Annotated in this window: 23 protein-coding genes and 1 tRNA gene; 12 read left to right on the top strand and 12 right to left on the bottom strand. The window is 72.2% G+C overall.

What is annotated here, in order from left to right; translation table 11 throughout:
* Window positions 1–56: 56 nt before the first annotated feature.
* On the top strand, window positions 57–1,172 hold the full coding sequence (locus tag ACZ51D_RS06340; RefSeq protein ID WP_465616621.1) for an ADP-ribosylglycohydrolase family protein: 1,116 nt from the start codon (window positions 57–59) through the stop codon (window positions 1,170–1,172).
* 33 nt (window positions 1,173–1,205) lie between these two features.
* Here the strand turns inward: ACZ51D_RS06340 and ACZ51D_RS06335 are convergent, their stop codons facing one another.
* From ACZ51D_RS06335 to ACZ51D_RS06325, 3 genes are all read right to left on the bottom strand, one after another.
* Complete coding sequence (locus ACZ51D_RS06335) at window positions 1,206–1,421, bottom strand: DUF397 domain-containing protein (RefSeq protein WP_465616623.1); 216 nt, start codon at window positions 1,419–1,421, stop codon at window positions 1,206–1,208.
* On the bottom strand, window positions 1,418–2,281 hold the full coding sequence (locus ACZ51D_RS06330) for a helix-turn-helix domain-containing protein (RefSeq protein WP_465616625.1): 864 nt from the start codon (window positions 2,279–2,281) through the stop codon (window positions 1,418–1,420). Before ACZ51D_RS06330 ends, ACZ51D_RS06335 begins: the two co-directional genes overlap by 4 nt.
* Before the next feature lie 549 nt (window positions 2,282–2,830).
* Entirely contained in the window at window positions 2,831–3,595 is a 765-nt protein-coding gene (locus tag ACZ51D_RS06325; RefSeq protein WP_360494350.1) for a GOLPH3/VPS74 family protein, read from the bottom strand.
* 298 nt (window positions 3,596–3,893) lie between these two features.
* Between ACZ51D_RS06325 and ACZ51D_RS06320 the strand changes: the two genes are divergently transcribed.
* On the top strand, window positions 3,894–6,335 hold the full coding sequence (locus tag ACZ51D_RS06320) for a D-alanyl-D-alanine carboxypeptidase family protein (protein ID WP_465616627.1): 2,442 nt from the start codon (window positions 3,894–3,896) through the stop codon (window positions 6,333–6,335).
* A 143-nt stretch (window positions 6,336–6,478) separates the two neighbouring features.
* Here ACZ51D_RS06320 and ACZ51D_RS06315 read toward each other — a convergent pair whose 3' ends face one another.
* Window positions 6,479–8,014 carry a glycosyltransferase family 39 protein gene (locus ACZ51D_RS06315; RefSeq protein WP_465616629.1) on the bottom strand — a complete coding sequence of 512 codons (1,536 nt, stop codon included), beginning with the start codon at window positions 8,012–8,014 and terminating at the stop codon, window positions 6,479–6,481.
* Between the two features lie 177 nt (window positions 8,015–8,191).
* Between ACZ51D_RS06315 and ACZ51D_RS06310 the strand changes: the two genes are divergently transcribed.
* Window positions 8,192–8,264: transfer RNA gene (locus ACZ51D_RS06310), tRNA-Arg, on the top strand.
* Between the two features lie 128 nt (window positions 8,265–8,392).
* On the opposite strand, the gene ACZ51D_RS06305 is transcribed toward ACZ51D_RS06310, so the two are convergent.
* The gene (locus tag ACZ51D_RS06305) at window positions 8,393–9,274 is read right to left on the bottom strand and encodes a carbon-nitrogen hydrolase family protein (RefSeq protein WP_360494342.1); all 882 of its coding nucleotides are present in this window, start codon (window positions 9,272–9,274) and stop codon (window positions 8,393–8,395) included.
* A gap of 42 nt (window positions 9,275–9,316) precedes the next feature.
* A complete protein-coding gene (locus ACZ51D_RS06300) occupies window positions 9,317–10,252 on the bottom strand; it encodes a phosphatase PAP2 family protein (RefSeq protein ID WP_465616632.1) in 936 nt (311 codons plus the stop codon).
* A 425-nt stretch (window positions 10,253–10,677) separates the two neighbouring features.
* Between ACZ51D_RS06300 and ACZ51D_RS06295 the strand changes: the two genes are divergently transcribed.
* Window positions 10,678–11,649, top strand: a complete 972-nt coding sequence (locus tag ACZ51D_RS06295; RefSeq protein ID WP_360494337.1) for a sigma-70 family RNA polymerase sigma factor — start codon at window positions 10,678–10,680, stop codon at window positions 11,647–11,649.
* Between the two features lie 123 nt (window positions 11,650–11,772).
* Complete coding sequence (locus ACZ51D_RS06290; RefSeq protein WP_465661349.1) at window positions 11,773–12,072, top strand: hypothetical protein; 300 nt, start codon at window positions 11,773–11,775, stop codon at window positions 12,070–12,072.
* Window positions 12,073–12,088: 16 nt separating this feature from the next.
* Here the strand turns inward: ACZ51D_RS06290 and mscL are convergent, their stop codons facing one another.
* The 5 genes from mscL to ACZ51D_RS06265 form a co-directional block, all read right to left on the bottom strand.
* A complete protein-coding gene (mscL, locus tag ACZ51D_RS06285) occupies window positions 12,089–12,508 on the bottom strand; it encodes a large conductance mechanosensitive channel protein MscL (RefSeq protein WP_465661347.1) in 420 nt (139 codons plus the stop codon).
* Between the two features lie 30 nt (window positions 12,509–12,538).
* Window positions 12,539–12,811, bottom strand: a complete 273-nt coding sequence (locus ACZ51D_RS06280) for a hypothetical protein (protein WP_465616638.1) — start codon at window positions 12,809–12,811, stop codon at window positions 12,539–12,541.
* Window positions 12,812–13,116: 305 nt separating this feature from the next.
* Window positions 13,117–13,413, bottom strand: coding sequence for an FmdB family zinc ribbon protein (locus ACZ51D_RS06275; protein WP_465616640.1), 297 nt, complete (start codon window positions 13,411–13,413; stop codon window positions 13,117–13,119).
* 138 nt (window positions 13,414–13,551) lie between these two features.
* A complete protein-coding gene (locus tag ACZ51D_RS06270; RefSeq protein WP_465616642.1) occupies window positions 13,552–14,940 on the bottom strand; it encodes an MFS transporter in 1,389 nt (462 codons plus the stop codon).
* Between the two features lie 372 nt (window positions 14,941–15,312).
* Window positions 15,313–16,797 (bottom strand): potassium/proton antiporter, encoded by a 1,485-nt coding sequence (locus ACZ51D_RS06265; protein ID WP_465616644.1) that lies wholly within the window; start codon window positions 16,795–16,797, stop codon window positions 15,313–15,315.
* 242 nt (window positions 16,798–17,039) lie between these two features.
* Here ACZ51D_RS06265 and ACZ51D_RS06260 point away from each other — a divergent pair, with 242 nt between their 5' ends.
* Window positions 17,040–19,757 (top strand): penicillin acylase family protein, encoded by a 2,718-nt coding sequence (locus tag ACZ51D_RS06260; protein WP_465616646.1) that lies wholly within the window; start codon window positions 17,040–17,042, stop codon window positions 19,755–19,757.
* Window positions 19,758–19,828: 71 nt separating this feature from the next.
* Here ACZ51D_RS06260 and ACZ51D_RS06255 read toward each other — a convergent pair whose 3' ends face one another.
* A complete protein-coding gene (locus tag ACZ51D_RS06255; protein ID WP_465661346.1) occupies window positions 19,829–20,404 on the bottom strand; it encodes a 5-formyltetrahydrofolate cyclo-ligase in 576 nt (191 codons plus the stop codon).
* Between the two features lie 61 nt (window positions 20,405–20,465).
* Between ACZ51D_RS06255 and ACZ51D_RS06250 the strand changes: the two genes are divergently transcribed.
* The 6 genes from ACZ51D_RS06250 to ACZ51D_RS06225 all read left to right on the top strand — a co-directional run bounded on the left by ACZ51D_RS06250 (window position 20,466) and on the right by ACZ51D_RS06225 (window position 25,430).
* The gene (locus ACZ51D_RS06250; RefSeq protein WP_465661345.1) at window positions 20,466–21,377 is read left to right on the top strand and encodes a GGDEF domain-containing protein; all 912 of its coding nucleotides are present in this window, start codon (window positions 20,466–20,468) and stop codon (window positions 21,375–21,377) included.
* 51 nt (window positions 21,378–21,428) lie between these two features.
* Window positions 21,429–22,349 carry a UTP--glucose-1-phosphate uridylyltransferase GalU gene (gene galU / locus ACZ51D_RS06245; RefSeq protein WP_360494310.1) on the top strand — a complete coding sequence of 307 codons (921 nt, stop codon included), beginning with the start codon at window positions 21,429–21,431 and terminating at the stop codon, window positions 22,347–22,349.
* 22 nt (window positions 22,350–22,371) lie between these two features.
* Window positions 22,372–23,709: a molybdotransferase-like divisome protein Glp gene (gene glp, locus ACZ51D_RS06240; RefSeq protein WP_465661343.1), complete on the top strand. Its 1,338-nt coding sequence runs from the start codon at window positions 22,372–22,374 to the stop codon at window positions 23,707–23,709.
* 127 nt (window positions 23,710–23,836) lie between these two features.
* On the top strand, window positions 23,837–24,277 hold the full coding sequence (gene moaC, locus ACZ51D_RS06235; RefSeq protein WP_360494812.1) for a cyclic pyranopterin monophosphate synthase MoaC: 441 nt from the start codon (window positions 23,837–23,839) through the stop codon (window positions 24,275–24,277).
* Window positions 24,274–24,807 carry a MogA/MoaB family molybdenum cofactor biosynthesis protein gene (locus tag ACZ51D_RS06230; protein WP_360494304.1) on the top strand — a complete coding sequence of 178 codons (534 nt, stop codon included), beginning with the start codon at window positions 24,274–24,276 and terminating at the stop codon, window positions 24,805–24,807. Before moaC ends, ACZ51D_RS06230 begins: the two co-directional genes overlap by 4 nt.
* Window positions 24,804–25,430: a GNAT family N-acetyltransferase gene (locus tag ACZ51D_RS06225; protein WP_360494809.1), complete on the top strand. Its 627-nt coding sequence runs from the start codon at window positions 24,804–24,806 to the stop codon at window positions 25,428–25,430. The genes ACZ51D_RS06230 and ACZ51D_RS06225 overlap by 4 nt, the downstream gene beginning before the upstream one ends.
* Window positions 25,431–25,508: the final 78 nt, after the last annotated feature.

Raw genomic sequence — 25,508 nt, 5'->3', positions numbered from 1 at the left:
CGCGACCGGCCGTGCGTCGCGCATCCCCCCGCCCCGACGAAAGGCGCCCCGTCGTGATGCCACTGTGGTCACGCGCCCAGCAGCAGGACTACCGCAGCCGGGTGCGGGGCTGCCTGCTCGGCGGGGCCATCGGCGACGCGCTCGGCGCCGGCGTCGAGTTCGAGGCGCTGGAGAAGATCCGGGCCCAGCACGGCCCGCAGGGCGTCACCGGCTACGTCCCCGCCTACGGGCGCACCGGCGCCGTCACCGACGACACCCAGCTCAGCCTGTTCACCGTCGACGGACTCATCCGCGCCCACATCCGGCGCGACACCGGTAGCTGGCACCCGCCCACCGACCTGCACCTGGCCTACCTGCGCTGGGTCGCCACCCAGCGCGACTGGGGCCCGGACGAGCGCCGCCCGGACCTGGGCTGGCTGGGCCGCGAGGAGTGGCTGTACGCCCAGCGCGCCCCCGGCCAGGGTTGCCTGTCGGGCCTCACCGGGGCCGACGCCGAGCGGCTCGGCACCCTGGAGCAGCCCAAGAACCCGCACTCCAAGGCCTGCGGCACGGTGGTGCGGGCGGCGCCGTTCGGGCTGCTCACCACCTGGGAGCCGAGCCTGGTGTTCCAGCTCGCGGTGGAGTGCTCGGTGCTCACCCACGGCCACCCCACCGGCTACCTCGCGGCGGGCGCGTTCGCGGTGATCATCCAGTCGGTGGCCCGCGGCGGCACCCTGGAGGAGGGCGTCCACCTCGCGCTCGCCCTGCTCTCCGAGCGGCAGGCGCACGAGGAGACCACCACCGCGCTGCGGGCGGCGCTGGACGCCGTCCGGGCCGGCGAGCCCTCCGCCGACCGGGTCGAGGCGCTGGGGGAGGGCTGGGTCGCCGAGGAGGCGCTGGCGATCGCGGTCTACTGCGCGCTGGTCGCCCACGACGTCCGCTCGGGCCTGCTGCTGGCCGTCAACCACTCCGGGGACAGCGACTCCACCGGCGCGATCTGCGGCAACCTGCTCGGGGCACTGCACGGGGACACCGCGCTGCCGCCGGGCCTGGTGGCAGCCGTCGAGGGGCGCGCCGCGATCCTCGAACTCGCCGACGACTTCGTGCTGGAGCTGATGCACGGCCCCGAACTGCACGACCGGCGGACGGCGGAGGGCGCCGCCTGGGCCGTCCGCTACCCGGTGACGGGCTGAAGCGCCGCCCCCGCCCGGAACCACGCGGGCGGGTCAGCCCGGGAGTTCGCCGAAGATGCCGGCCGCCGTCGCCGCGGCGAAGGCGTTCCAGGCCTCGGTCGAGAAACGCAGGTGCGGGCCCCGGGGATCCTTCGAGTCCCGGACGGCCACCTCCCCCGCGCCGGGGACGGCGATCTCCACGCAGGCGCCTTGGCCGCCGCTGTGACTGCTCTTGCGCCATCGGGTTCCGTGCTCGGACGGGGTGATCATTCGTGGAATTCCTTTTCGATGTCGGCTATCAGCGACCGGCTCTCCGCGACACCGAGTGCGGCCGCCCTCAGGTAGTCGTAGAGACCGGTATAGCGGCGCACATCAGCCTCCTTCTCCAGGTAGAGATCGCTCGTCACACCTTCGAAGTAGACAACCGTGGAATCGGCTGACTCAGGGAACTCCAGCAGGGAGAATGTCCCGGTCATGCCGGGATGCGCGCCGTGCGAGAACGGGATCACCTGGATGGTGATGTTCGGGCGCAGGCTGAGCTCCAGCATCTGCTGCAGCTGCCGGGCCATCACCTCCTTGCTGCCGACCTCGCGGCGCAGCACCGCCTCGTCTATGACGGTCCACAGGCTGCCCAGCTGGTCCTCGCCGTGGACGCGCTCCTGGCGCTTCATCCGGACCTGCACCCGGCGCTGCACGGCGGTCGCCTCGGTGTCCGGCTGGGTGCCCTCGACCACGGCCTGGGCGTACTGCTCGGTCTGCAGCAGGCCCGGGACGAAGGAGGACTCGTACGCGCGGATCGAGGAGGCCTCGGCCTCCAGCCCGATGTAGACGCTGTACGGGGTCGGCATGTCGTTGAAGTCGTGCCACCAGCCGCGCTGACGCGACTCCTTGGCCATCTCCATGAGGCTGGAGCGCATCTGCTCGTCGGTCACCTTGTACACGTCACAGAGGTCGCGCACGTCCCGCTGGCTGATGCTGCGGCGACCGTTCTCCAGCCGGCTGATCTTGGACTGGGAGACCATCAGCCGGCCGGCGACCTCTTCCGCCGTCATGCCGAGGCCTTCCCGGAGCTTGCGCAGCTCCGAGCCGAGGCGTCGACGGCGGACGGTGGGATTGACGTTGGCAGACACTTCGACCTCCGGCCGAACCTCTGGTGATCGTTGGAACGGCAGTCCTCGGAACACTTCGGACATTGGGACCAACCCCCCTGACTTGGAGCAGCATGTCACCTTGGGCCAGGTCGGCGCCGGGGAATCACAGCAGCGCGGTAGAACAGATCATCGGAAAAGCGCTTCTGTGAGACAGCGAAAGCCCCCAGGTGGTAATGCGGCTCGGCGACTCGGACAGATCGTGCGACAGATGTCCCCGAACCGCTCTCGCACGTGCCCCTGGCATGGGCGAGAGCGGGCCGCCGCGGGGCGCCGCGGGCTTCCACGGGCTTCCGGGGACGGCAAGAGGGGCGGTCGCCAGGCGACTTGCGTCGCGGGGCGACCGCCCCTCGGTGCTTCTGGTGGTGCTTGTGACGCGGGTGGTGCGGGTGGTGCTCAAGGTGCCGGTGGTGCCGGTCGTGCGTCGGGTCGCTCAGCGCCTCTGGGAGGCGTGGGCGACGCGGCGCACGCTGTCGGGCATGCCCTCGGCGGTGTCGCTGACGGTGCCGTGGGCGACCGGTGCCTCCCCGGTCAGCGGACGCCGACCCGGGAGGCGGGAACCCGCCCGCCCGAACCCCGGCCAGCCGTACGGGAACCGGAGCGGCCGGTGGCCGGAGCGGCCCCGGACCCGGAGCCCGACCCAGCGCCCTGGGAAGAACGGTTCTGCTGCGTCGGCAGGCCGTTCTGCACGTCCATCACGGCGTGCGCGACCATCCCGCCGAGCGGGTCGTACCGGATCAGGTCCCGCAACCGCGACCGCGAGGACCGGCCCTCGTTGCCCGGGTACAGGTGCTTGCCCAGACCCACGGAGTGGGCGAGCGCCGCGAGCGCGGCGGTCCGCGGGTCCGGCGGCACGCCGGTGCGGATCGCGGTGTCCAGCCGCTGCTTGATCGCGGCGTTGGTGCAGTCGTCGGACGCCTGGTACCGGATCGTCGGCAGCACCCCGCACACCTGGCCCGGCACGGCCGTCACCATGCCGCAGCGCTCCAGGTGCGCCAGATAGGTCTGCCGCAACCCCAACCGGGGCCCGCCGATCCAGTGCGCCGCGCGTACCGGACTGCCGCGACGGCGCAACAGTTCCAGTGCGTGGTCAAGGGTCGGGTCGCCGGTCGGCCGTGCAAGCACGACAGCGATCCGGTCTCCCTCCGGTACGATCCGTCCGGCCAGGGACAGCTCGACGAGCTGCGCCCCGGCGAGTCCGAGGTCGAGGGTCTGCGGCTGCGCCGTGGTACCCGTGGTCGGGTCCAAAGCGAGCAGCAAGAGTTCCTCGGGAACAGTTCTGCGGCTCTTGCCCATCCAAGCCTCCCCGCGTGGATGAGAGACAGGGTGACGCCTCTCACACGGGCTTGTCGAGTACGCCTCCGAATCGTGACCTTGCGGTGAAGGCGCGGAACCGGTGGTCGCAGGCCCGGCGTCTGATCTGTGAACAGACCGTGGTGCGCCCGAGCGCCGGCAATAAGCGCCGGTCGGGCGGGGTGTGCGCGGTGGGAACGGCCGTCGGTGGCGGAGACTGTACAGGTACACGGGGCGGGGCGTCGGCTTCCCGAAATCGGGTTCGCAGGTGCCCCGCCGGGCGTTGAGGAGGCTGGGATACGTGGGCGAGTCCCCCGACAGGGTGCTGAGGGACGACGAGCGGGAGGGGGGCCGGGAACGCGAACGGACCGGTGCGACGGCCAGTGCGACGGCCGATGCCGCCGCCGCCGCCGCGACGGCCGAGTCCGCCGAGGGCGGTTCCGGCCCGGCTGCTGCCGGGGCGTCAGCCGAGGCCTCCTCGGACGATTCCTCGGACAGCTCTGCGGAGACCTCCGGCGAGGCGCCCGCGAAGGCGTCTCCGAAGCCGTCCGTGAAACCGTCTCCGAAGGCGTCCGCGAAGGCGTCCGACGACGCTCCGGCGGCGGGGGCCAAGGGCGGCTCGACCGTACAGCTCCGCGTCCGGGATGTGGACAGCAAGACGACGATGCTGCGACTGCCGGTGGACAACAGGACCACCGCGCTGCGGCTCCCCGACGAGCTGGTGAAGGCCGCCGGTAACGGGAGTTCCGGTGGTGAGGGGGAGAAGAAGGAGACCCCTTCGGCACCCGCCGGGGAGAAGGAGCCCGCCGAGCGCCCGTCCGGCTCCGACCCGCGTCTCGCCATGCGGACGGGTGCGGCGGTGGCGGAGAAGTCGGCCGGCAAGGCGAAGGACAAGGCGAAGGACGAAGCGGTCGAGCCCGCCGAAGCCGCAGCCGAGCCCGAGGCCGTCGTGTCCGAGGCCGCGCCGACCGGGAAGGCCGACAAGGCCGACAAGACTGACAAGACTGACAGGCCCGAAAAGACTGACAAGCCTGAGAAGGCCGCGAAGGCCGAAAGCACCGGAGCCACCAAAAGCGCCGAGGGCACCGAGGACGCCTCCGCCGAGGACTCTCCCGACGCCGACGCCGACCCCGTCACGCTGACCGAGACCGGGCAGCCCGGTCAGAAGTCGGGGCAGGCCGAGAAGCCGGAGAAGCCCAAGCCGCCGCGCGCCCCCGCGGCCGCCTCGGCCGGCACCGTGCCCGAGCCGCCGGCGCCGCGCCCGCTGCCGGAGCCGGACCCCGTCCCGGAGCCCGAGCCGACCCCCGGCCCGGAGCCGCTGCCGAAGCCGGCCCCCAAGCCCGCGCCCGGCCCCGGGCCGGCCCCGAAGCCGCTGCCCGAGCCCGACCCGCGGCCGGTGCCGCCGGTCCCGCCGCTGCCCCGGCCCGAGCCGCTGCCTTCGCCGGAGCCGCTGCCCTCGCCCGAGAACACCGCGGAGGCGATGGAGGTCCTGGCCTCCCTCAACTCCCGCCCGGTCTCGCCGCTGCGCCGCGCCGTCAAGCGGGTGACCATCTGGACGGTCTTCCTCGCCGTCGTGCTCGGCGCGGTCGTGGTGGCCCAGCTGCTGCGGCCGCTGCCGGACGCCACGGTGAAGATGACCGCCACGGGCAGCTACACCTTCAACGGTGACCAGCTCGACCTCGCCTGGCCGGCCAAGGGCCAGTCCGTTGCCGAGGTGGTCGGCGTCGGCAGCCTCGGCAGTTCGGGCCAGGAGACGCCGGCCTCGATCGCCAGTGTCACCAAGGTGATGAACGCCTACCTGATCCTGCAGAAGTTCCCGCTGAAGAAGGGGGAGAGCGGCCCGAAGATCACCGTCGACAAGCAGGCCGCGCAGGAGTCCGGCAACCTCGACGAGTCCCGGGTGGCCCTCACCGAGGGCCAGGTGCTCACCGAGTACCAGGCGCTGGAACTGCTGATGCTGCCCTCGGCCAACAACGTGGCCCGGCTGCTCGCCCGCTACCACTCCGGCTCCGAGGACGCGTTCGTCAAGCTGATGAACGACACCGCGGCCAAGTTCGGGATGACCAACACCATCTACGCGGACCCGGCGGGCTACAACACGGACACCAAGTCCACCGCCAAGGACCAGCTGAAGCTGGCCGAGCAGGTCATGCAGGACGAGATCTTCCGGCAGATCGTCTCCACCCCGGAGACCAACCTCAACAACCTGAAGATCCTCAACACCAACAACCTGATCAACCCGAAGACCGGCGTCATCGGCGTCAAGACCGGCTCCAGCACCCCGGCCGGCGGCTGCTTGATGTGGGCCGCCTACAAGGAGATCGGCGGCGTGAAGCGGCTGATCCTCGGCGTCACCCTGGGCCAGCCGGCCACGGGGCCCAACAAGGGCGAAGACATCCTGTCGACCGTGCTGAAGGTCAGCGGCAAGCAGATCCAGGCCGCCCAGAACGGCCTGACCGGCCAGACCGTGGTGAAGCAGGGCGACGTCGTCGGCTCGGTGGACGACGGGCTCGGCGGCAAGGTCCAGGTCGTGGCGACCAAGGACCTGGTGGTGGCGGGCTTCCCCGGCATCTCCGGCACGGTCACCCTGGACGCGTCGAAGATCGGCCACACCGAGAAGGCGGGCAAGGAGGTCGGCGTGCTGCGGGTGGGCGCCGGCGAGGACAAGGTGGAGGTCCCGGTGGCCCTCCAGTCGGACCTCAACCCGGCGTCCATCCAGTCCCGCCTGCTGCGCACGCTGTGAGCCGCCGAGGCGCTGAGTTGCCGAGGCACTGAGCCGCTGAAGCAACGCCGAAGCCACGCCGAAGGGGAGCCGGTCCGTACCGGCTCCCCTTCGGCGTTCGTTCCCCCGGTCCCCGTAGCCCCGGGGCTACGGCCGCAGCCCGGTTACGTGTCGCGGTCGAGCAGCGCGAGCGTGAACCCGCCGAGCGGCGTCACCTGGTCCGGGTCGCCGTACTGCGTGCGGAGCACCTGTGCCTGGTCGGTCGGCATGGCGCCCAGCGGGTCCGCGGTGTCGCCGAGGACCAGCAGCCAGATCCGGGACACCGGGCCCAGGCAGGCCTCCGGCTTCGGGCAGGGCGTCGGTGACAGGTCCTCCGCGTCGTCGGCGTTGCGCGCGACGAACACCGGGTACGGGTGGACGTCCGACGGCAGGTAGTAGCTGACGCCCGGCCAGACCATCGCCCAGGACTGGTCGCCCAGCGGGGCCGCCAGCCCGTCCCCGGAGTGGTAGCCGGCGGCGATCGTCCGGGCGGCCGCCCTGAACGGCTCCTCCGAGTGGTTGTGCGAGTCCGCGTACCGCACGGCGGGCTGCTTGGGCAGCGCCGCCACGGCCGGTACGGCGAGCAGCCCCACCGCCAGTAGCCCGGCCGCCGCGGCGGCCCTGCGGGGTGCCGGGCCGCGCCGTGCGAGGGCCGCCACCGCGCCGTACACCGCCCCGACCCCGCCCCCGGCCAGCACCGCCCAGGCGGGCACCGTGAACAGCAGGTACCGGTCGATGAAGTACGAGGTGTCGCCCAGGCGCGACACCAGCCAGACGCTCACCACCGGCAGCTCGGCGAGCAGCAGCACCTGCCAGGCCTGCAGTCGTCGGCCGGGCAGGGCCAGCGCCGGGATCGCCAGCAGCACGAAGGCGTAGAACACGATGTTCGAGCCGAACAGGTACTCGCCGAAGGTGGCCAGCCGGCGGAGGGAGGGGGTCAGTATCCAGCCCAGCTGCCGGTCCGACTGGCGGCTGCCCAGCAGCACCACCGGCAGTATCGGAACCGCGGCCACCGCGACCGCCAGCGGGTACCGCCACAGCAGCCGTCGGTCCGCGGCCTCCCGGGTGCGCCACAGGTGCAGCGCGACCAGGGCGACCTGCCCGGCCACCGTGCTGAACGAGATCAGGTGCCCCGCGCCCGCCAGCGCCATGGCCGCGCAGTACGGCGCCCAGCGCCGCCAGGTCGGCCGCTCCAGCGCCCGGAGCAGGAAGTAGGTGGCGGCGGCGATCGCGCAGGTCACCAGCGCGTACGAGCGAGCCTCCTGCGCGTACCGGGAGACCAGCGGCGGCACCGTGAACAGCAGGCCCGCGCCGATCGCCGCGACCCGGCCGCCGAACAGCCGCCGGGCGGTGAGCGCCACGAACGCGGCGGCCCCCGCCATCGCGAGCACGGACGGTATGCGCAGCGCCACCGTCGAGTCGCCGAAGACCGCGGTCCAGCCGTGCATCAGCAGGTAGTACGCGCCGTTGCTGGCGTCTATGTGCTGGAGCAGTCGCAGCAGATCGCCCAGTGAGCGGGTGGCCACCGTCGAGGTCGCGATCTCGTCCCGCCACAGGTCCGGCGTCCCCAGCCGGTACCCGCCCACCGCCAGCATCACCACCGCGGGCCACAGCCACACCTGCCCCAGCAGTCGGACGACCGGGCGCACCGCAGGTCTCATCGGGTCTTTCGTCTCCTTCGCGCGGTGTGCCGGGGCGGATCAGGCACTTCTTGGCAGGCTACTTGACCCGTCCTGACACCCCGTCGGCACCCGCACCCCCGTCCGCACCCCGTCCACCACCCCCCTCCCCACCCCCGATCCGGTACGCTGTGACCGGCCTCGCCACAGCTGGGCCGCGCCTCAGTAGCTCAGGGGATAGAGCACGGCTCTCCTAAAGCCGGTGTCGCAGGTTCGAATCCTGCCTGGGGCACAACGAGCACACGGGTCACAGGCCCCCGCCCACTCCGGGTCGGGGGCCTGTCCCGTTCCCCGGACCCTGACCGGCCTCGCCGCCGCCGTCCTCCCCGCCCGCCGGGTCAGCCGGGCCGGCAGCAGGTCTCAGGCGAGCTTCACGTGGGCGCGTTCCCCGGCTTCGGCGGCGAGGGCGAGGTCGGCGAGCAGGGTCTCGGTCTCTCGGGCGGTGCGCAGGACCGTGGGGTCGAGGTCGACGACGACGACCTCGCGCCGGTCCTCGCTCGCCTCGGCGATCAGGCGGCCGTCCGGGCCCCAGACCGCGCTGCCGCCGCAGGTGTGCCAGGGGCCGGTGTGGCCGATGTGGTTGGCGAGCACCGTGTAGAGGGTGTTGTCGAGCGCGCGGGCGGGGAACCAGGTGCGGGACTCGTGGTAGCCGTGGCCCCTGCTGAACAGCGCGCCGACCAGGTAGGCGTGGCAGCCGTCGAGCGCGGCGGCGCGGGCGTGCTCGGGGAAGCCGGAGTCGTAGCAGATGCCGAGGCCGAGCCGCCAGCCGTCCAGCTCCAGCGTGCAGCCGGCCGTCCCGGGGCGGTAGAGGTCGCGTTCGGCCTTGAACAGGTACTGCTTGTCGTAACGGGTGACGAAGCCGCCGTCGGCGCCGATGACGAGGGCGGAGATCCGCAGGTCGGCACCGTCCTGCACGGCGGCACCGACGACGGCGACGGCCCCCGTCTCGCGGCACGCTTCGGCGATCGGAGCGAGGCGCGGATCGCCGGGCTGGACGGTGTACTTGAGCGGGTCGGCGCGGATCAGCTCGGGCTCGTACCCGGAGAGGAACTTCTCGGTGAACAGCACCAGGCGGGCACCGGCGCCGGCGGCCTCGCGGATCAGCTCGGCGGCCTGGGCGGCGTTGGCGGATATGTCGCCGGCCACGGCCTGGGTCTGGACGGTGGCGATCCGCAGCGGCCGCTCGGGGTATCCGGCGGTGACGGTGGGGACGGCGGGGGCGGGGGCAGGGGCGGTGGTCACGGCGGTCACGCTAGCGGACGGCCTCGGACCGGTGACGTGGTCTCAACTGGCTCTCTTGTGCGGCCGGTCGGCAGTGTTGCTCAGGGTGTCGTCGTCCCGAACGCGGTGGTCCGGGACGGCGTGGTCCGGGACACCGTGGTCCGGAAAGCCGTCGTTCAGCGGTACGTCGTCGTCCAGTGGCACGCCGTCGCCCGGTGCGCCGTCGTCCAGCGGGTCGGTGGGGTGGGGCGACCGGATGGAAGGCACGATGACCCGCTGAACCCTGGGCCTGGTACGCCAGTTGACCCGCCGTACGTCGCGGGCCAGCGCGCCGGGGCGCCAGAGCTCGATCACGGTGGTCACGGCGCCCAGCACGATCCCGGCGGCCAGCCAGCCGCCCAGTACGTCGCTGGGCCAGTGCACGCCGAGCGCGACCCGGGTCCAGCCGATGGTCAGCACCGTCGCCGCTGCCACCGCGCAGGCCGCGGTCCGGCCCCGGCGGCGAACCCGGTACCAGACCAGGCCGACCAGGACGGCGCAGGTGATCGCCGAGGCCATGGCGTGCCCGGAGGGGAAAGCCGGTCCGCCGGCGTGCGAGACCGGGTCGGAGAAACTGGGCCGCCTGCGGTCGAAGGCCAGCTTCAGTGCCCATTGGGCGCCCCAGCCGACCAGGGTCTGGGCGGCCACCCAGCCGGCCAGGACCCGCGCACCGATCAACCAGAGCCAGACGGCGGCGATTCCGAGGAGTGTACGCATGGTGACGGTGCCGCCGATGTCCGAGAGCGTCTGCACCGCGGCGGTCCAGATCCGGTGCTCCCGGGCGTAGGTGTGCAGTTCGCCGATCCACTCCTGGTCGAAGCGGATCAGCGGGCGCCAGTGGCCCGTCACCAGGGCCGCCAGGAGGCCGAAGAGCGCGGCACAAACCAACACGACCGCGGCGTCCCGAAGGAGACTGCGGTTACGCGCAGTGACGGTGGTCGTGCTGTTGGTCAGGTGCATGGCTGACACCTTCCCAGTGTCCTGCGCCGATCAGGAGCTGGAGCGATAGCGATTTGGCATCGTTTGTGAGGAGGTCCTGCGTGCGCCGGGGCGTGGGCGCGGGCGGAAACCGGGAGTGTGCGGGAACGCGCGCGGCCGTTCGCCTGTTCAACGGGTAGGCGGCCGGCGCGTGAGGGTCGAGTGAAGAAATCACTCCCGGAACGGTCGCCCGAGGGCACGGGATGTACCCGGGTGGTCACCGAGCGTCCAAAGTCGGGGTGAAAACCGGCAGGATACTGCATCACGGGGAAGAATCTGAGTGACTTGGGAATGTTGTCCGGAATCTGTTCGTTGGATCGTTACGTGTGAGCCCCGGGGCGGGGCCCGCACTTCTTGCCCTCGGGGCAGGCAGGCAGACCTCGGCAACACCAGCAAAGGGAGCAAGCATGGCCACCCGTGCCGTCGTTCGCGACAGGGCCGACCGGACTCGCGCGGCCCGCCCGACCAACCTTGAGGCCGACCGTGACCTGGTCGGCATGTACCTCGACGAGATCGCCAGGACGCCCCTGCTCGATGCCGCCGAGGAGGTCGAGCTCTCGCTGCGGATCGAGGCCGGGGTGTACGCCCAGCACCTGCTGGACGAGGAGGGACTCCCCGACGGCGTCACGCGCGAGGAGCTGGAGACGATAGCCGCCGACGCCGAGCGCGCCAAGGACGTCTTCATCCGCTCCAACCTCCGGCTCGTGGTCGCGGTCGCCCGCCGGTACCCGCGCAGCGGCCTCCCGCTGCTGGACCTCATCCAGGAGGGCAACGCGGGCCTGGTGCGCGCCGTCGAGAAGTTCGACTACGCCAAGGGCTTCAAGTTCTCCACGTACGCGACGTGGTGGATCCGGCAGGCGATCACCCGGTCCATCGCCGACCAGTCCCGCACCATCCGGCTGCCCGTGCACCTGGTGGAGGAGCTGGGGCGGATCCGGCGGGTGCAGCGAGAGAAGTCCAAGGAGCTGGGGCGGGAGCCCGAGCCGGCCGAGATCGCGGCCGAGTTGGACACCACCGAGGCTCGGATCAAGGACGTCCTGGACTGGGCGCGCGACCCGGTCAGCCTCAACATGTCGGTCGACGACGAGGGCGAGACCCAGTTCGGCGACCTGGTCGAGGACACCGGGGCGACGTCCCCGGAGGACGCCGTGATGGTCATGCTCCGCCGTGAGGAACTGGACGATCTGATCGGGCGGTTGGACGACCGCACGGCCTCGATCATCCGGTCCCGCTACGGGATGGAGGACGGTCGCGAGCGCACCCTCACCGAGGTGGGCAAGCAGCACGGCCTCACCCGCGAGCGGATCCGCCAGATCGAGAAGCACGCGCTGGCCGAGCTGAAGAAGATCGCCGACCACGCGGGCTTCGAAGCCGCCTGACCGGAAGGCCTGTCGAGCCCCCGACCGGGTCCTGGTGCGGAGCGCTCCGCACCAGGACCCGAGGCGTGCCACGGGGCTCTTAGGCTGGAGGGGCAGGACGAGGCGAGCAACGGAGTGGACAGGGTGAGCGAGCAGGAACAGGACCGGCCGACGGACCAGGCTCAGGACCGCCAGGCGCAGGCCCAGGACGACCAGGCCCAGGACCGGGACCGCGAGGAGCAGGACCGCCAGGGCCGGGGCCAGGGCGGGGAGTCGCAGAAGAAGCCCGCGGCCAAGGCCCGGCTGGTCTTCCGGGACCCGTTGGACCAGCAGTCCCGGGACGACACCGACGCCGGCTGGGGCGGGCGCTCCGGGGCGGGGGAGAGCGGCGGGCGGGGGCTGGACTGGTACCTGAGCCAGCGCCCGCCCCACCACGGGGACTGAGGACGGGCGAGCGCGGTCAGCGCAGCGGCGTGACCAGCGCGTCGCGGATCTCGGTCAGCAGTTGGACCTCCTTGGCCTCTGCCTCCGCCGCCGCCTCGGTGAAGGACTTGCGGCGGGCCGCCATCCTGTTCATGGGCACGATCAGAACGAAGTAGACGACGGCCGCGGTGATCAGGAACTGCAGGGCGGCGCTGAGCACCGATCCCCACAGGATGAGGATTCCGGACGTGACCTCACCGGTCGCGCTCACCTCGCAGGGCCCCTTGAGGCAGGAACTGTAGGAACCCAGGTCCTTCGTTCCGAACACACCGACAATCGGATTGATCACGCCTTTGACGAAGGCGTTGATGATATTGGTGAAAGCGGCACCGATGACCACGGCGACGGCGAGTTCGACGACATTTCCACGCAGCAGGAATTCCTTGAAGCCCTTCATGCCGCCTCGAACGACGAAGTCGTTTCCGGGTTACGGGTGATCTTCCGAAGCTCCGGATTGACAACCCGTCCGGCCCAGCGCGCCCCCGCCGGGCGGCGGCAGACCGGCCCGCGCGGGCCCGAGCGCGAGCGCGGCCGCCACCGCGAGCAGCACCAGCGCGGGCACCCCGGCCCGCCGCCGCACCGCGCTGCGCCAGCGGTGCCACCCGCCGCACCCGCGCCGGATCGGCGGAAAGCTCGGCACCTCCTGCCGGGGCGGCACGGCGGGCGCGGGCAGCGGGACGGAGAAGCTCACGGTCGTCATCGACGCACCTCCGAAAGGTCCGGCAGCCGACCCCCGGTGGACCGGCTGACGACCCCCACGATGCGCCGTCGGGGCGGACTCGGAAAGCGGTTTCCCTCAGGCTGTGGACAAACCGCCCCCTGTGGACAAGTTCGTACACTCGCGCGAGTGGATCCGACTCTTCCGCGGTGACAAAAGCGGTGTGAAAAGACGCGGAGAGACGGGGGAGGGCGCGAAAAGGCCCGCCGCCCCCGCAGGAATGCGGGGCCGACGGGCCTTTCCGAGGACTGCTGGGCGCCTGGGTCGTTCCGTCCCGGGGCCGGGGATCAGCTCGCGGCCGGAGCCGGGCTGGACGGCGCCGAGGAGCCCGTGCTCGAAGTGGGCGCCGGGGTGGACGACGTCGACGAGGTCGACGAAGACCCGGAGCCGACCGAGCTGCTGGAGGAGGAGCGGCTGTCGGTCCGGTAGAAGCCGGATCCCTTGAACACGACACCCACCGCCGAGAAGACCTTGCGAAGCCGTCCCTGGCAGTCGGGGCACGTGGTCAGCGCCTCGTCGGTGAACTTCTGCACCGCCTCCAGGCCGTTGCCGCACTCGGTGCACTGGTACTGGTACGTGGGCACTTGTCTTCCTCCTGGCACTCTCGCCTTATGAGTGCTAACGATGGTCAATGATGCGGCATTCCGCTGGATCAGTCCAGCGACTCCGGTGTGAGATGCGACCGGCCTCGGCCTGGTCTCGGCTGCCGGACCACCGCTCGCTCAGCCCTTGGCCGTGCCCACCAGCTGCGCAGCACCCCCGCGCTCCCCGGAGGCCGCTTCGGAAGCCGACGCGGAGGCCGCTCCGGAGGTCGCGACGATCCGGCCGCGCCCCGCGCTCGGCGCCACCAGCAGGTGTCGCAGCGAGAACAGCGTGACCAGCCCCAGTCCGGCGCCGATCAACGGCACCAGGAAGCCGGTGGACGGCCCGTGCCCGTCGATCAGCTTCCCGGCCGCCATCGAGCCGACCGCCAGGCCCAGCCCGATGGCACCGGTCAGCCAGGTGAAGGCCTCCGTCTTGGCGCCGTCCGCGACCAGCGTCTCGACTAGGGTGTAGCCGCTGATCAGGGTCGGCGCGATGGCCAGACCGCAGACCAGCCCGGCCACGGTGAGAGCGACCAGGTTGGGCATCGCCCACAGCGTGGAGCAGCCCAGCACCAGCAGCGCGTAGCTGATCAGCATCCGCTGCTGGACGGGCCGGCGCCAGGCGATCACGCCGTACAGCACGCCGGCCAGCATGGAGCCGCCCGCGAAGATCCCGTAGACGGTGCCGCCCGCGGCGTGCTGTCCGACGGAGTCGGCGAAGGCGTTGACCGAGACCTGCATGCCGCCGAACACCGCGCCGACCCCGAGGAAGGTCCCGGCGAGCAGCCGGACGCCGGGGGAGGCGAGTGCCGAGGCGCGCTTGGTGCCGGGCTGCTGCACGATCCGGGCGGGGGCGGTGCGCCGCTGGGCGGCGAAGGCCAGGCCGCCGGCGACGGTCAGCGCGGCCTCGGCGACCAGGGCGGCCGCCGGGTTGGCGAGGGCGGCGATGCCGGAGGCCAGGATCGGGCCGATCACGAAGGTGAACTCGTCGGTCACGGACTCGAAGGCGAACGCGGTGCTCACCCGGGCCGCCGAGGCGTCGGAGGGGCCGTCGGCGGTGAACCGGGCGATCCAGCGGGCCCGGACCATCGCGCCGATCTGCGGCACGCTCGCACCGGCCGGCACGGCGGCCAGGAACAGGCTCCAGGCCGGGGCGTGCCCCAGTGCCAGCGCGATCAGGGCGCCGACCGAGGCCCCGTGCACGAGGACGGTCGGGACCAGTACCGCGGACTGCCCGTACCGGTCGGCCAGCCGCCCGGTCTGCGGCCCGATCAGGGCCTGGGCGACGGCGGCGACGGCGGTGACGGTACCGGCGGTGCCGTACGAGCCGTGGGTCTGGGTGACGAGCAGCAGGATGCCCATGCTGAGCATCGCGTAGGGCAGTCGCGCGACGAGGGCGGGGGCCAGGAAGGTCCAGGCCCCGGGGGTGCGCAGCAGCTCGCCGTACCCGACTCGGGTGGGGGTCCGGGCTGCGGTGGTGTCCGCGGTGGTGTCCGCGGCGCGGTCGACCGTTCGGCGGGCCGTCACGGTCGGTCCTTCCTGCTGCCTGGTAGCGCGGCAGGGCATGGGGTGGCCCCGACGGCGCCGAGAGTCGTCCTCTCGCGCGTCGACCGGGGTGATACCGGGTCGGCCCGGTGTGGTTGCCGGGGGTGGACCGCGGCCGCCGAGCGGTCGCGCCAACTCTGCGTCAGGCAGATGCTGGGGTGTTCTGAGCGGTGGTTATACGGCGTGGTCGAACCAGCATACAGTTACGCGCGTAGATCCCGCTAGTCCACCCCTTTCCCGGCGACCCCGGAACGCCCCGGGCACCCCGACCACCCCACCCGCTCCGAGCGCTCCGAGCGCCCCGAGCGCCCTGAGCACCCCCACCCGCCCCCAGTGCCCCGGAGGCATCCGGGCTCACCGCCCGTTGAGCCACCCCGCGAGCTTGCCGCCCCTGTCCACGGCCCGCAGCCGCCGCTCCGCCGCCTCGCCGACCTCGTCCGTGGTGACCACCAGCAGCTCGTCCCCGCCGCGCAGCACCGTCGCCTTGTCCGGCACGAAGGAGTTGCCCTCGCGCACGACGAGGGTGACCGCCGCGCCCTTGGGCAGCCGCAGCTCGCCGATCTCCACGCCGGACATCCGGGAGGTGGGGGAGAGCGCGACCGACAGCAGGTGCCCGTGCAGCTTCTCCAGCGGGGCGGACTCGATGCCGAGGTCCTGGCCCATCGCGCCCTCGCCGATCCGCAGCCGCTTGGCCACCCACGGCAGGGTCGGCCCCTGGAGCAGGGTGAAGACGACGACCAGGATGAAGACGATGTTGAACACGTCCGCGGCCTTGTGCGCGCCCGACACGACCGGGATGGTGGCCAGCACGATGGGCACCGCCCCGCGCAGCCCGGCCCAGCTCAGCAGCGCCTGTTCGCGGGCCGGCACCTTGAACGGGGTCAGTGACACCACCACCGACAGGGGCCGGGCCAGGAAGACCAGCACGGCGCCTATGACGAGCGCGGGCACCACGGAGGAGCCCATGGTCGCGGGCGTGCAGAGCAGGCCGAGCAGGACGAACATGCCGATCTGCCCGATCCAGGCCAGCCCGTCGGCGAAGCCGCGGACGGCCGGTCCGTGCGGCAGCTTGGAGTTCCCGAGGATCACCGCACTGATGTAGACGGCGAGGAAGCCGGAGCCGTGCAGCAGGGCGCCGCCCGCGTAGGCGAGCACGGTGAGCGCCATCACGGCGATCGGGTAGAGGCCCGAGGAGGGCAGCGCGACGTGCTTGATCCCGTAGGCGCCGAGCTTGCCGACGGCGAAGCCGACCACCGCGCCGATCGCCAGCTCGGCGAGGATCGTGCCGACCAGGACGTACCAGGAGTCCAGTTCCCCGGTGGTGGCGAAGGCGACGACCAGGATGACCACGGGCGCGTCGTTGAAGCCGGACTCGGCCTCCAGCAGACCGGTGAGCCGGTGCGGCAGCGGGACCATCCGCAGCACCGAGAAGACGGCGGCCGCGTCGGTCGAGGAGACGATGGCGCCGAGCAGCAGCGAGGTCCGCCAGTCCAGGCCGACCAGCCAGTGCGCGCCGGCCGCGGTGGCGAACACGCTGACCGCGACGCCGGCGGTGGCGAGCACGGTGGCCGCCGGCATCACCGGCTTGATCTCCCGCCAGCTGGTCTTGAGGCCGCCCTCGGCCAGGATCACCACGAGCGCCGCGTAGCCGATCACCTGGGTCATCGCGGCGTTGTTGAAGGTGACGCCGATCCCGTTCTGGCCCAGCGCCACGCCGATCCCGAGATAGATCAGCAGGCTGGGCAGCCCTGACCGGGTGGAGATCCGGACGGCGACCACCGCGAAGAGCAGGATCACGGAGGCTTCGAGGAGGAGCTGGTTCAGGTGGGAGACGTTCACGCAGGGGCACCTCGGGCAGGCAGGGGCGGACGGGGTGTCTGGTGGTGCTGTGAGGGCGACCCGCGTTAAGGGGGCGTCAATGCTCCTCTTACGGATCGTTACTCAGTCTAACATTTTGCCATATCTTTAGCTTGGTCCCCCGTTCACGGTGCCCGGCCGACTCGGCCTAATGTGGTTCCCTGTCACGGCCGCAGGCCCTGGACACGCCCGCCCGCCCCGAAGTCAGGACCGCAAGGACCCAGATGCCCCGCTCGAAGAAGTTCCGGCGCGCCCGTCTGATCGTGATCGTGCTGGTCGTGCTGCTGGTGGCCGGCGTCGGCTACGGCGGCTACCGCGGGGTCTCCGCGGTCCGCGCGTCCTTCCCGGAGGTGGACGGCAGCGTCAAGGTGGCGGGCCTGACCGCGCCGGTCGACGTGAAGCGGGACGCCAACGGCATCCCGCAGCTGTACGCCGACACCCCCGAGGACCTGTTCCGCGCCCAGGGCTACGTCCAGGCGCAGGACCGTTTCTGGGAGATGGACGTCCGACGGCACATCACCGCCGGCCGGCTCTCCGAGATGTTCGGCGACGGCCAGGTCGACACCGACACCTTCATCCGCACCATGGGCTGGCGGCAGGTGGCGCAGAAGGAGTTCGACACCAAGCTGGCGCCGGAGACCAAGAAGTACCTGCAGGCCTACTCGGACGGCGTGAACGCCTGGCTCTCCGAGCACCCCGGCGGTGAGAAGGCCTCGCTGGAGTACGCCCTGCTCGGCGCCGTCAACAGCGGCTACACGCCCGAGCAGTGGAGTCCGGTGGACTCGGTGGCCTGGCTCAAGGCGATGGCCTGGAACCTCTCCGGGAACCTCCAGGAGGAGGTCGACCGCTCGCTGCTGGCCCAGGACTTCAGCCCGGACAAGATCGCCGAGCTGTACCCGGACTACCCGTACGCCCGCAACGGCACCATCGTGAAGACCGGCACCGTGAGCGGCGACAACTACCGCCCCGCCGACGGCTCCCCGCAGCCGGGCACCGGCAACGGCACCGCCACCACCCAGGGCGCGGCCACCACCAAGGCGCTGCTGCAGGGCCTCACCGACCGGATCGACGGGATGCCGCAGCTGCTCGGCCGCCCCGGCCAGGGCATCGGCTCCAACTCCTGGGCGGTCGCCGGCTCGCACACCACCACCGGCAAGCCGCTGCTGGCCAACGACCCGCACCTCGGCCCCGGCCTGCCCTCGGTCTGGTACCAGATGGGCCTGCACTGCCGGACCGCCTCCCCGGCCTGCCAGTTCGACGTCTCCGGCTTCACCTTCGCGGGCATGCCCGGCGCGGTGATCGGCCACAACAAGGACATCGCCTGGGGCTTCACCAACCTCGGTGCCGACGTGACCGACCTCTTCCTGGAGAAGGTCACCGGCCCGGACACCTACCAGGTCGACGGCAAGGACGTGAAGTTCGACCTCCGCAAGGAGACCATCAAGGTCGCCGGCGGGGAGGACCGCACCATCACCGTCCGCACCACCCAGACCGGCGCCCCGCTCATCTCCGACCAGCGCGACGAGCAGCAGAACGTCGGCAAGTACGCCCCCAACGGCACCTCCGCCCCCGACCGCGGCACCAGCGGCTACGGCGTCGCCCTGCAGTGGACGGCGCTCAGCCCCGGCAAGACCATGGACGCCGTCTTCGGGCTGGACAAGGCGAAGAACTGGGACGAGTTCCGCGCCGCCGCCAAGGACTTCGCCGTCCCCGCGCAGAACCTGATCTACGCCGACGCCAAGAACATCGGCTACCAGGCCCCGGGCACCATCCCGGTCCGCGGCAAGGGCGACGGCACCTACCCCGCGCTGGGCTGGGACTCCGCGTACCAGTGGAAGGACTCGATCCCCTTCACCGCGCTGCCGTGGAGCCTCAACCCCTCCTCCGGCTACATCGTCACCGCCAACCAGGCCGTGGTGGACCAGACCTACAAGCCCAGCCTGACCAAGGACTGGGAGTACGGCACCCGCGCCAAGGAGATCACCGACCAGATCGAGGGCCTGCTCAAGAACAACGGCAAGATCTCGCCGGACGACATGCAGACCCTGCAGCTGGACAACACCAGCATCATGGCCAAGACGCTGGTCCCGCTGCTGCTCAAGCAGCAGATCGACGACCCGTATGTGCGCGAGGCCCAGGACCTGCTGAAGGACTGGAACTACCACCAGGACGCCGACTCGGCCGCCGCCGCCTACTACAACGGCGTCTGGCGCCAGCTGCTCACCCTCGCCTTCGGCCAGAAGTTCCCGGCCGACCTCCGGGCCAAGGACAACTGCCTGCTGGTCCGCCAGCAGGACGACCCGACCAAGCCCGACAGCACCACCAAGATCGTCACCGAGTGCGGCACCCGCGACCCGGGCAAGGCCCAGCCGGACGGCGGCGACCGCTGGACCGAGGTCGTGCGCCAGCAGCTGGAGAAGCCCGACAGCTCGTGGTGGACCTACATCGACTCCCAGCACACCGTCCAGAAGGGCCTGGACAACCTGCTCAAGGAAGCGATGAAGAACGCCCGCCAGGAGCTGACCTCGCTGCTCAGCAAGGACATCTCCACCTGGAGCTGGGGCCGTCTGCACAAGCTGGAGCTGAAGGAGCAGACCCTCGGCACCGACGACTCCTCGATCGCCTCCGGCGTGCTCCACAAGCTGCTCAACCGCGGCCCGTACCGGCTCTCCGGCGGCTCGGCGGCGGTCGACGCGGCCGGCTGGAACGCGGCGGCCGGCTACCAGGTGGACTGGATCCCGTCGATGCGGATGGTGGTCGACCTGAACGACCTCGACTCCTCGCGCTGGATCAACGTCGGCGGCGCCTCCGGCCACGCCTTCAACGACAACTACAACGACCAGACCGACCTCTGGCTCAAGGGCAAGCAGCTCACCTGGGCCTACACCCCGGACGCGGTCGAGAAGGCCACCAAGCACAAGCTGGTGCTCACCACCGGCTGACGTCCGTACGGACACCCCGCGGCCCCGCCCCCTTCGCCCGAAGGGAGCGGGGCCGCCGCCGTTCACCCGCGTCACCCCAGCCGCCGCACCCCCGACGGCGTGACCGCCAGGTCCACCGGCCGGTCGTGCGGCTCGGCGGGCACCCGCTCCAGCAGCTCGTGCTCGTACAGCAGCACGGCCAGCACCGGCCGGACGCCCGCCCGCCCCAGCCGGGCCAGCACCCGGTCGTAGCTGCCGCCGCCCCGGCCCAGCCGCAGCCCGCCGCGGTCCACCGCCAGACCCGGCAGCAGCACCACCGAGGCCTCCGTCACCGCCTCCGGCCCGAGCCGCGGACCGACCGGCTCCAGCAGCCCGCGCCCGGCCGGGGCCAGCTCCCTGGCCCCCACGTACGCGGCCCAGTCCAGGTCGTTGTCCGCCAGCAGCACCGGCAGCAGCACCCGCACCCCGCGCGCCCGCAGCGCGTCCAGCAGCGGTCTGGTCCCGGGCTCGGCGCCCACCGAGACGTACGCGGCCACCGTGGCGCCCGGCCCGGCCAGCTCCCCGGCGTGCCCGGCCAGCGCGAGCGCCGCCGCCGCGCGCTCCTCGGCCGAGAGCGCGCGCCGCCGCGTCAACAGCCGTGTCCTCAGATCGTTCTTCTCGTTGTGCACCGGATCCTCCACGTCTCCAGACCGTCGACGCGCAGAGCCTGCCACGCGAAAGGACGCCCCGATGTCCACCCCGCTCCTGGTCCAGGCCCTGGCCTTGCTGAGCACGCCCGCGCTGGCCGGCGCCACCGTCCTCGGACTGCGGGTACGACGGGACCGGGCCGGGGCCGCCGCCCGGGCGGAGCGGCTGCGGGCGCGGATCGCCGAACTGGAGGACCGCTGCGCCGAGCTGGAGCGCACCGCCTCCTGCGACCCGCTCACCGGCGTGTGGAACTACCGCCACCTGCAGCTCACCCTGGACCGGGAGATCGAACGGACCCGCCGCGCCGAGCACGCCGACCAGGCCGACCGCCCCCGCCCGCTCGCCGTGCTGATGCTGGCGATCACCGGCTTCGACGCGGTCATCGCCGAGCACGGCCGCGGCCGGGCCGACGCGATACTGCGCGACCTCGCCCAGCGCCTCGCGATGGAGATCCGCCGGGCCGACACCCTCGGCCGCTACAGCGGCGAGGAGTTCCTGGTGGTGCTGCCCGACACCGGCGCCGAGGGCGCCGCGCAGGTCGCCGAGCGGCTGGTCTGGTCGGTCCGCCGCCACCTGCTGCTCGACTGGTCCTCCGGGACGCGCGAAGCCCGCCCGGCGCACGGCAACGGCCTCACCGCCGCCGCCGGCGTCGCCGTCCTGCCCGAGGACGGCACCCACGCCGCCGTCCTGCTGCGCGCCGCCGACACGGCGCTCGCCGAGGCGAGGGCGGCCGGCGGCGACTGCTGGCGGATCTCGCCGCGCCACCGCGACCGGCCCGCCACCGGGCTTCGCGAACCGGTCACTTCCGGTGCGGAGTACGGTCCGACTGCCGAACGTGACCGTTCGGAAAAGCCGGGTAGTCTGTCGCCCTGTGCCGGAGGGGACCCCCTCGCCCAGCCGGTCCCTTCCCATACGCCTGCCGCTGTGGCCGTGCCCCGAGACGTGCTGTCCTAGCCGTCCGAGCGCGCTCGGCCGGGCGAAAACGTGCCTGAGTAAGGTAAACGCATGACGACGACCAACTCCCGAGTTCCGGTAACCAAGGCCGTGGTACCCGCGGCCGGACTGGGCACCCGCTTCCTCCCGGCGACCAAGGCCACCCCGAAGGAGATGCTTCCGGTCGTCGACAAGCCGGCCATCCAGTACGTCGTCGAGGAGGCCTCCGCCGCGGGCCTGTCCGACATACTGATGGTCACGGGCCGTAACAAGCGCGCCCTGGAGGACCACTTCGACCGCGCCTACGAGCTGGAGGAGCTCCTCGCGCGCAAGGGCGACAAGCAGCGCCTGGCCCGCGTCCGCGAGTCCGTCGAGCTGGCGAACATGCACTACGTCCGCCAGGGCGACCCCAAGGGCCTCGGCCACGCCGTCTCGGTCGCCGAGCAGCACGTCGCCGGCCAGCCCTTCGCCGTCCTGCTCGGCGACGACCTGATCGACCCCCGAGACCCGCTGCTCTCCCGCATGATCGAGGTGCAGCAGGAGCTCGGCGGCTCGGTCGTCGCCCTCATGGAGGTCGACCCCTCCCAGATCCACCTCTACGGCTGCGCCGCCGTCAAGGCCAACGGCTTCGGCGAGGACGTCTTCCAGGTCACCGACCTGGTCGAGAAGCCCGAGCCCGGCGAGGCCCCCTCGAACTACGCCGTCATCGGCCGCTACGTCCTCGACCCGCTGGTCTTCGACGTCCTGCGCGAGACCCCGCCCGGCCGCGGTGGCGAGATCCAGCTCACCGACGCCCTGCGCGAGCTGACCACCCGCGAGCCGGAGACCGGCGGCCAGGTGCACGGCGTGCTCTTCAAGGGCCGCCGCTACGACACCGGCGACCGCGCCGACTACCTGCGCGCTATCGTCCGTCTGGCCGCCGAGCGCGATGACCTGGGCCCGGAGTTCCGCTCCTGGCTGCGGGAGTTCGTCGGCTCCGAGATGCAGGACTGACACGACAGAGAGCGAGCCGCCGATGACCGGGTCCACCGAGCACAGCACCACGCCCGCAGCCTGCTGCGACGGCGGATCGGACCCGGCACCGGCGGCCCCCCGCCTCTGGACGGTGGACGAGCACCTCGCCGACGTGCTGTCCGCCGTCGGCCCGCTGCCCGCGATCGAGCTCCAGCTGCTCGACGCCCAGGGCTGCCGGCTCGACGAGGACGTGACCTCCGACGGCGACCTGCCGCCCTTCGACAACAGCTCGATGGACGGCTACGCGGTCCGCACCGCCGACACCGAGGGCGCCACCGGCACCTATCCGTCGGTGCTCTCGGTGGTCGGCGACATCGCCGCCGGCGCGGGCGAGCTGCCCAAGGTCGGCCCCGGCCAGGCCGCCCGGATCATGACCGGCGCCCCCCTCCCGCCCGGCGCCCGGGCCGTCGCCCCGGTCGAGTGGACCGACGGCGGCACCGGCACCGGAGTGGCCGCCGCCGCGATGACCGCTCCGGTCCCGGACGAGGAGGTCCGCGTCCTGCGCCCGGTCGCCGAGGGCGCGCACATCCGCCGCCGCGGCAGCGACGTCGCGGCCGGCTCCACGGTCCTGGAGGCCGGCACCCGGCTCGGACCCACCCAGCTCGGCCTGCTCGCCGCGATCGGCCGGGCCACCGTCACGGTCCGCCCGCGCCCCCGGGTCGTGGTGCTCTCCACCGGCAGCGAGCTGGTCCAGCCCGGCGAGCCCGTCGGGCCCGGCCAGATCTCCGACTCCAACAGCTTCACCCTCACCGCCGCCGCCCAGGAGGCCGGCGCCATCGCCTACCGGGTCGGCGCCGTCCCGGACGACGCCGACCGGCTGCGCGCCGTCCTGGAGGACCAGCTCGGCCGCGCCGACCTGATCGTCACCAGCGGCGGCGTCAGCGTCGGCGCGTACGACGTGGTCAAGGAGGTCTTCGAGTCCTACGGGGGCGTCGACTTCCGCAAGCTGCGGATGCAGCCCGGCAAGCCGCAGGGTTTCGGCCGGATCGGCGGCGCGGCCGGAGTGCCGCTGCTCGCCCTGCCCGGCAACCCGGTGAGCGCCTACATCTCCTTCGAGCTCTTCGTCCGCCCGGTCATCCGCACCATGCTCGGCGCCCCCGACGTGCACCGCCCGGTGGTCCGCGCGCTCTGCCCGGCGGCGCTGCGCTCCCCGGCCGGTCGCCGGCAGTTCCTGCGCGGCCGCTACTCGGCGGCCGACGGCACGGTCGAGCCGGTCGGCGGCGCCGAGTCCCACCTGGTCGGCGCGCTGGCCCGGGCCGACTGCCTGATCACCGTCCCCGAGGACGTCACCGAACTGCCCGTCGGCAGCGAGGTGGACGTGGTGTTGCTGGACTCCTGAACGCCCGGGGGGCCGCGGAGTTGTACGGTAGCGCGGTACTTCGACCTGCGCGCCCCTGGAGTTACCCGTGACGACACCTCCCCCCGGCGACCGCCTCACCCACGTCGACGACCAGGGCGCGGCCCGGATGGTCGACGTCTCCGAGAAGGCCACCACCGCGCGCACCGCCGTCGCCGCCGGGCGGGTGAGGGTCTCCGCGAAGGTGGTCGAGCTGCTGCGCGGCGAGGGCGTGCCCAAGGGCGACGCCCTCGCGGTGGCCCGGATCGCCGGGATCATGGGCGCCAAGAAGACCCCGGACCTGGTCCCGCTCTGCCACCCGATCGCGGTCTCCGGCGTCAAGGTCGACCTCGCCGTCGCGGACGACGCGGTGGAGATCACCGCCACCGTGAGGACCGCCGACCGCACCGGCGTCGAGATGGAGGCGCTGACCGCCGTCGCGGTGGCCGGGCTGACCGTGATCGACATGGTCAAGGCCGTGGACAAGGGCGCCGCCATCGAGTCCGTCCGGGTGCTCAGCAAGACCGGCGGCAAGAGCGGCGACTGGTTCGCCCCGGAGGTGGACGCGTGACGGCGCACGCCGGGAAGGCGCTGGCCGTCACGGTGTCCAACCGGGCCTCGGCCGGGGTCTACGAGGACAAGGGCGGCCCGCTGCTGGTGGCCGGCCTGACCGCGATGGGCTTCACCGCCGACGGCCCCCGGGTCGTCCCGGACGGCGAGCCGGTGGAGGCCGTGCTGCGCGAGGCCGTCGCGGCCGGCTACGACGTCGTGCTGACCACCGGCGGCACCGGCATCTCCCCGATGGACCTCACCCCCGAGATGACCGCCCGGGTGATCGACCGGCAGGTCCCCGGCATCGCCGAGGCCATCCGCGCGTACGGCCGGGAGAAGGTGCCCACCTCGGCGCTCTCCCGCGGGCTCGCCGGCCTCGCCGGACGTACCCTGATCGTCAACCTGCCGGGCTCGACCGGCGGCGTCAAGGACGGCCTCGCCGTCCTGGGGCCGCTGCTCGCCCACGCCGTCGACCAGCTCGGCGGCGGGGACCACCCCCGGCCCGACGCCCCGGCACCCGGGGCTCCAGCATCCAGGAGAGGGCACTGAACGCCGGCTGGCCGGTAGAACTCCACGAGGGGGAGGTCTCGCTGCGCCCGATCCGGGCCCGCGACCAGCGCGACTGGCAGGAAGTGAGCCGCCGCAACCGGGACTGGCTGCGCCGGTGGGAGGCCACCGTGCCGCCCGGTCCGCCCGGCCAGGCCGCCGGGCCCCGCCCGACGTACCGGCAGATGGTCCGCTTCCTGCGCGGCGAGGCCTCGGCCGGCCGGATGCTGCCCTTCGTCGTGCTCTACAAGGGCCAGCTGGTGGGCCAGTTGACGGTCGGCGGGATCACCTGGGGCTCGATGTGCTCGGCGAACATCGGGTACTGGGTCGACGAGGCGGTGGCCGGCCGGGGCATCATCCCGACCGCCGTGGCGCTTTCGGTGAACTACTGCTTCCGCACGCTCGGACTGCACCGGATCGAGGTCTGCATCCGCCCGGAGAACGTCCCGAGCCGGCGCGTGGTGGAAAAGCTCGGCTTCCGCTCGGAGGGAATCCGCCCGCGCTATCTCCACATCGACGGCGATTGGCGCGACCACCTCGTCTACGCGCTGACCGACGAGGAGGTTCCGGAGGGGATGCTCGAACGCTGGCGGGCGCTCAGTTCCGGGCGAGAACCGAGTAATTGAATATATGTTCGAAAGAAATATCGATATGGCATCGGCCCGGTGGCGGACCGTCACAAATACCGGCAAAATAGTCGGAGA

The sequence above is a fragment of the Kitasatospora sp. NPDC033851 genome, from assembly GCF_055576085.1.
Note: the sequence above shows the minus strand (reverse complement) of the source record. Positions and strands in the feature narration are given on the sequence as shown.

What these genes read in the sequence shown, in the direction of transcription:
- ACZ51D_RS06295 (WP_360494337.1), top strand. Translation starts at nt 10,678, where the DNA reads ATGGCCACCCGTGCCGTCGTTCGCGACAGGGCCGACCGGACTCGCGCG.
- ACZ51D_RS06325 (WP_360494350.1), bottom strand. Translation starts at nt 3,595, where the DNA reads ATGGGCAAGAGCCGCAGAACTGTTCCCGAGGAACTCTTGCTGCTCGCT.
- glp (WP_465661343.1), top strand. Translation starts at nt 22,372, where the DNA reads ATGACCGGGTCCACCGAGCACAGCACCACGCCCGCAGCCTGCTGCGAC.
- ACZ51D_RS06260 (WP_465616646.1), top strand. Translation starts at nt 17,040, where the DNA reads ATGCCCCGCTCGAAGAAGTTCCGGCGCGCCCGTCTGATCGTGATCGTG.
- ACZ51D_RS06280 (WP_465616638.1), bottom strand. Translation starts at nt 12,811, where the DNA reads ATGACGACCGTGAGCTTCTCCGTCCCGCTGCCCGCGCCCGCCGTGCCG.
- ACZ51D_RS06250 (WP_465661345.1), top strand. Translation starts at nt 20,466, where the DNA reads ATGTCCACCCCGCTCCTGGTCCAGGCCCTGGCCTTGCTGAGCACGCCC.
- moaC (WP_360494812.1), top strand. Translation starts at nt 23,837, where the DNA reads ATGGTCGACGTCTCCGAGAAGGCCACCACCGCGCGCACCGCCGTCGCC.
- ACZ51D_RS06300 (WP_465616632.1), bottom strand. Translation starts at nt 10,252, where the DNA reads ATGCACCTGACCAACAGCACGACCACCGTCACTGCGCGTAACCGCAGT.
- ACZ51D_RS06335 (WP_465616623.1), bottom strand. Translation starts at nt 1,421, where the DNA reads ATGATCACCCCGTCCGAGCACGGAACCCGATGGCGCAAGAGCAGTCAC.
- ACZ51D_RS06315 (WP_465616629.1), bottom strand. Translation starts at nt 8,014, where the DNA reads ATGAGACCTGCGGTGCGCCCGGTCGTCCGACTGCTGGGGCAGGTGTGG.
- ACZ51D_RS06340 (WP_465616621.1), top strand. Translation starts at nt 57, where the DNA reads ATGCCACTGTGGTCACGCGCCCAGCAGCAGGACTACCGCAGCCGGGTG.
- mscL (WP_465661347.1), bottom strand. Translation starts at nt 12,508, where the DNA reads ATGAAGGGCTTCAAGGAATTCCTGCTGCGTGGAAATGTCGTCGAACTC.
- galU (WP_360494310.1), top strand. Translation starts at nt 21,429, where the DNA reads ATGACGACGACCAACTCCCGAGTTCCGGTAACCAAGGCCGTGGTACCC.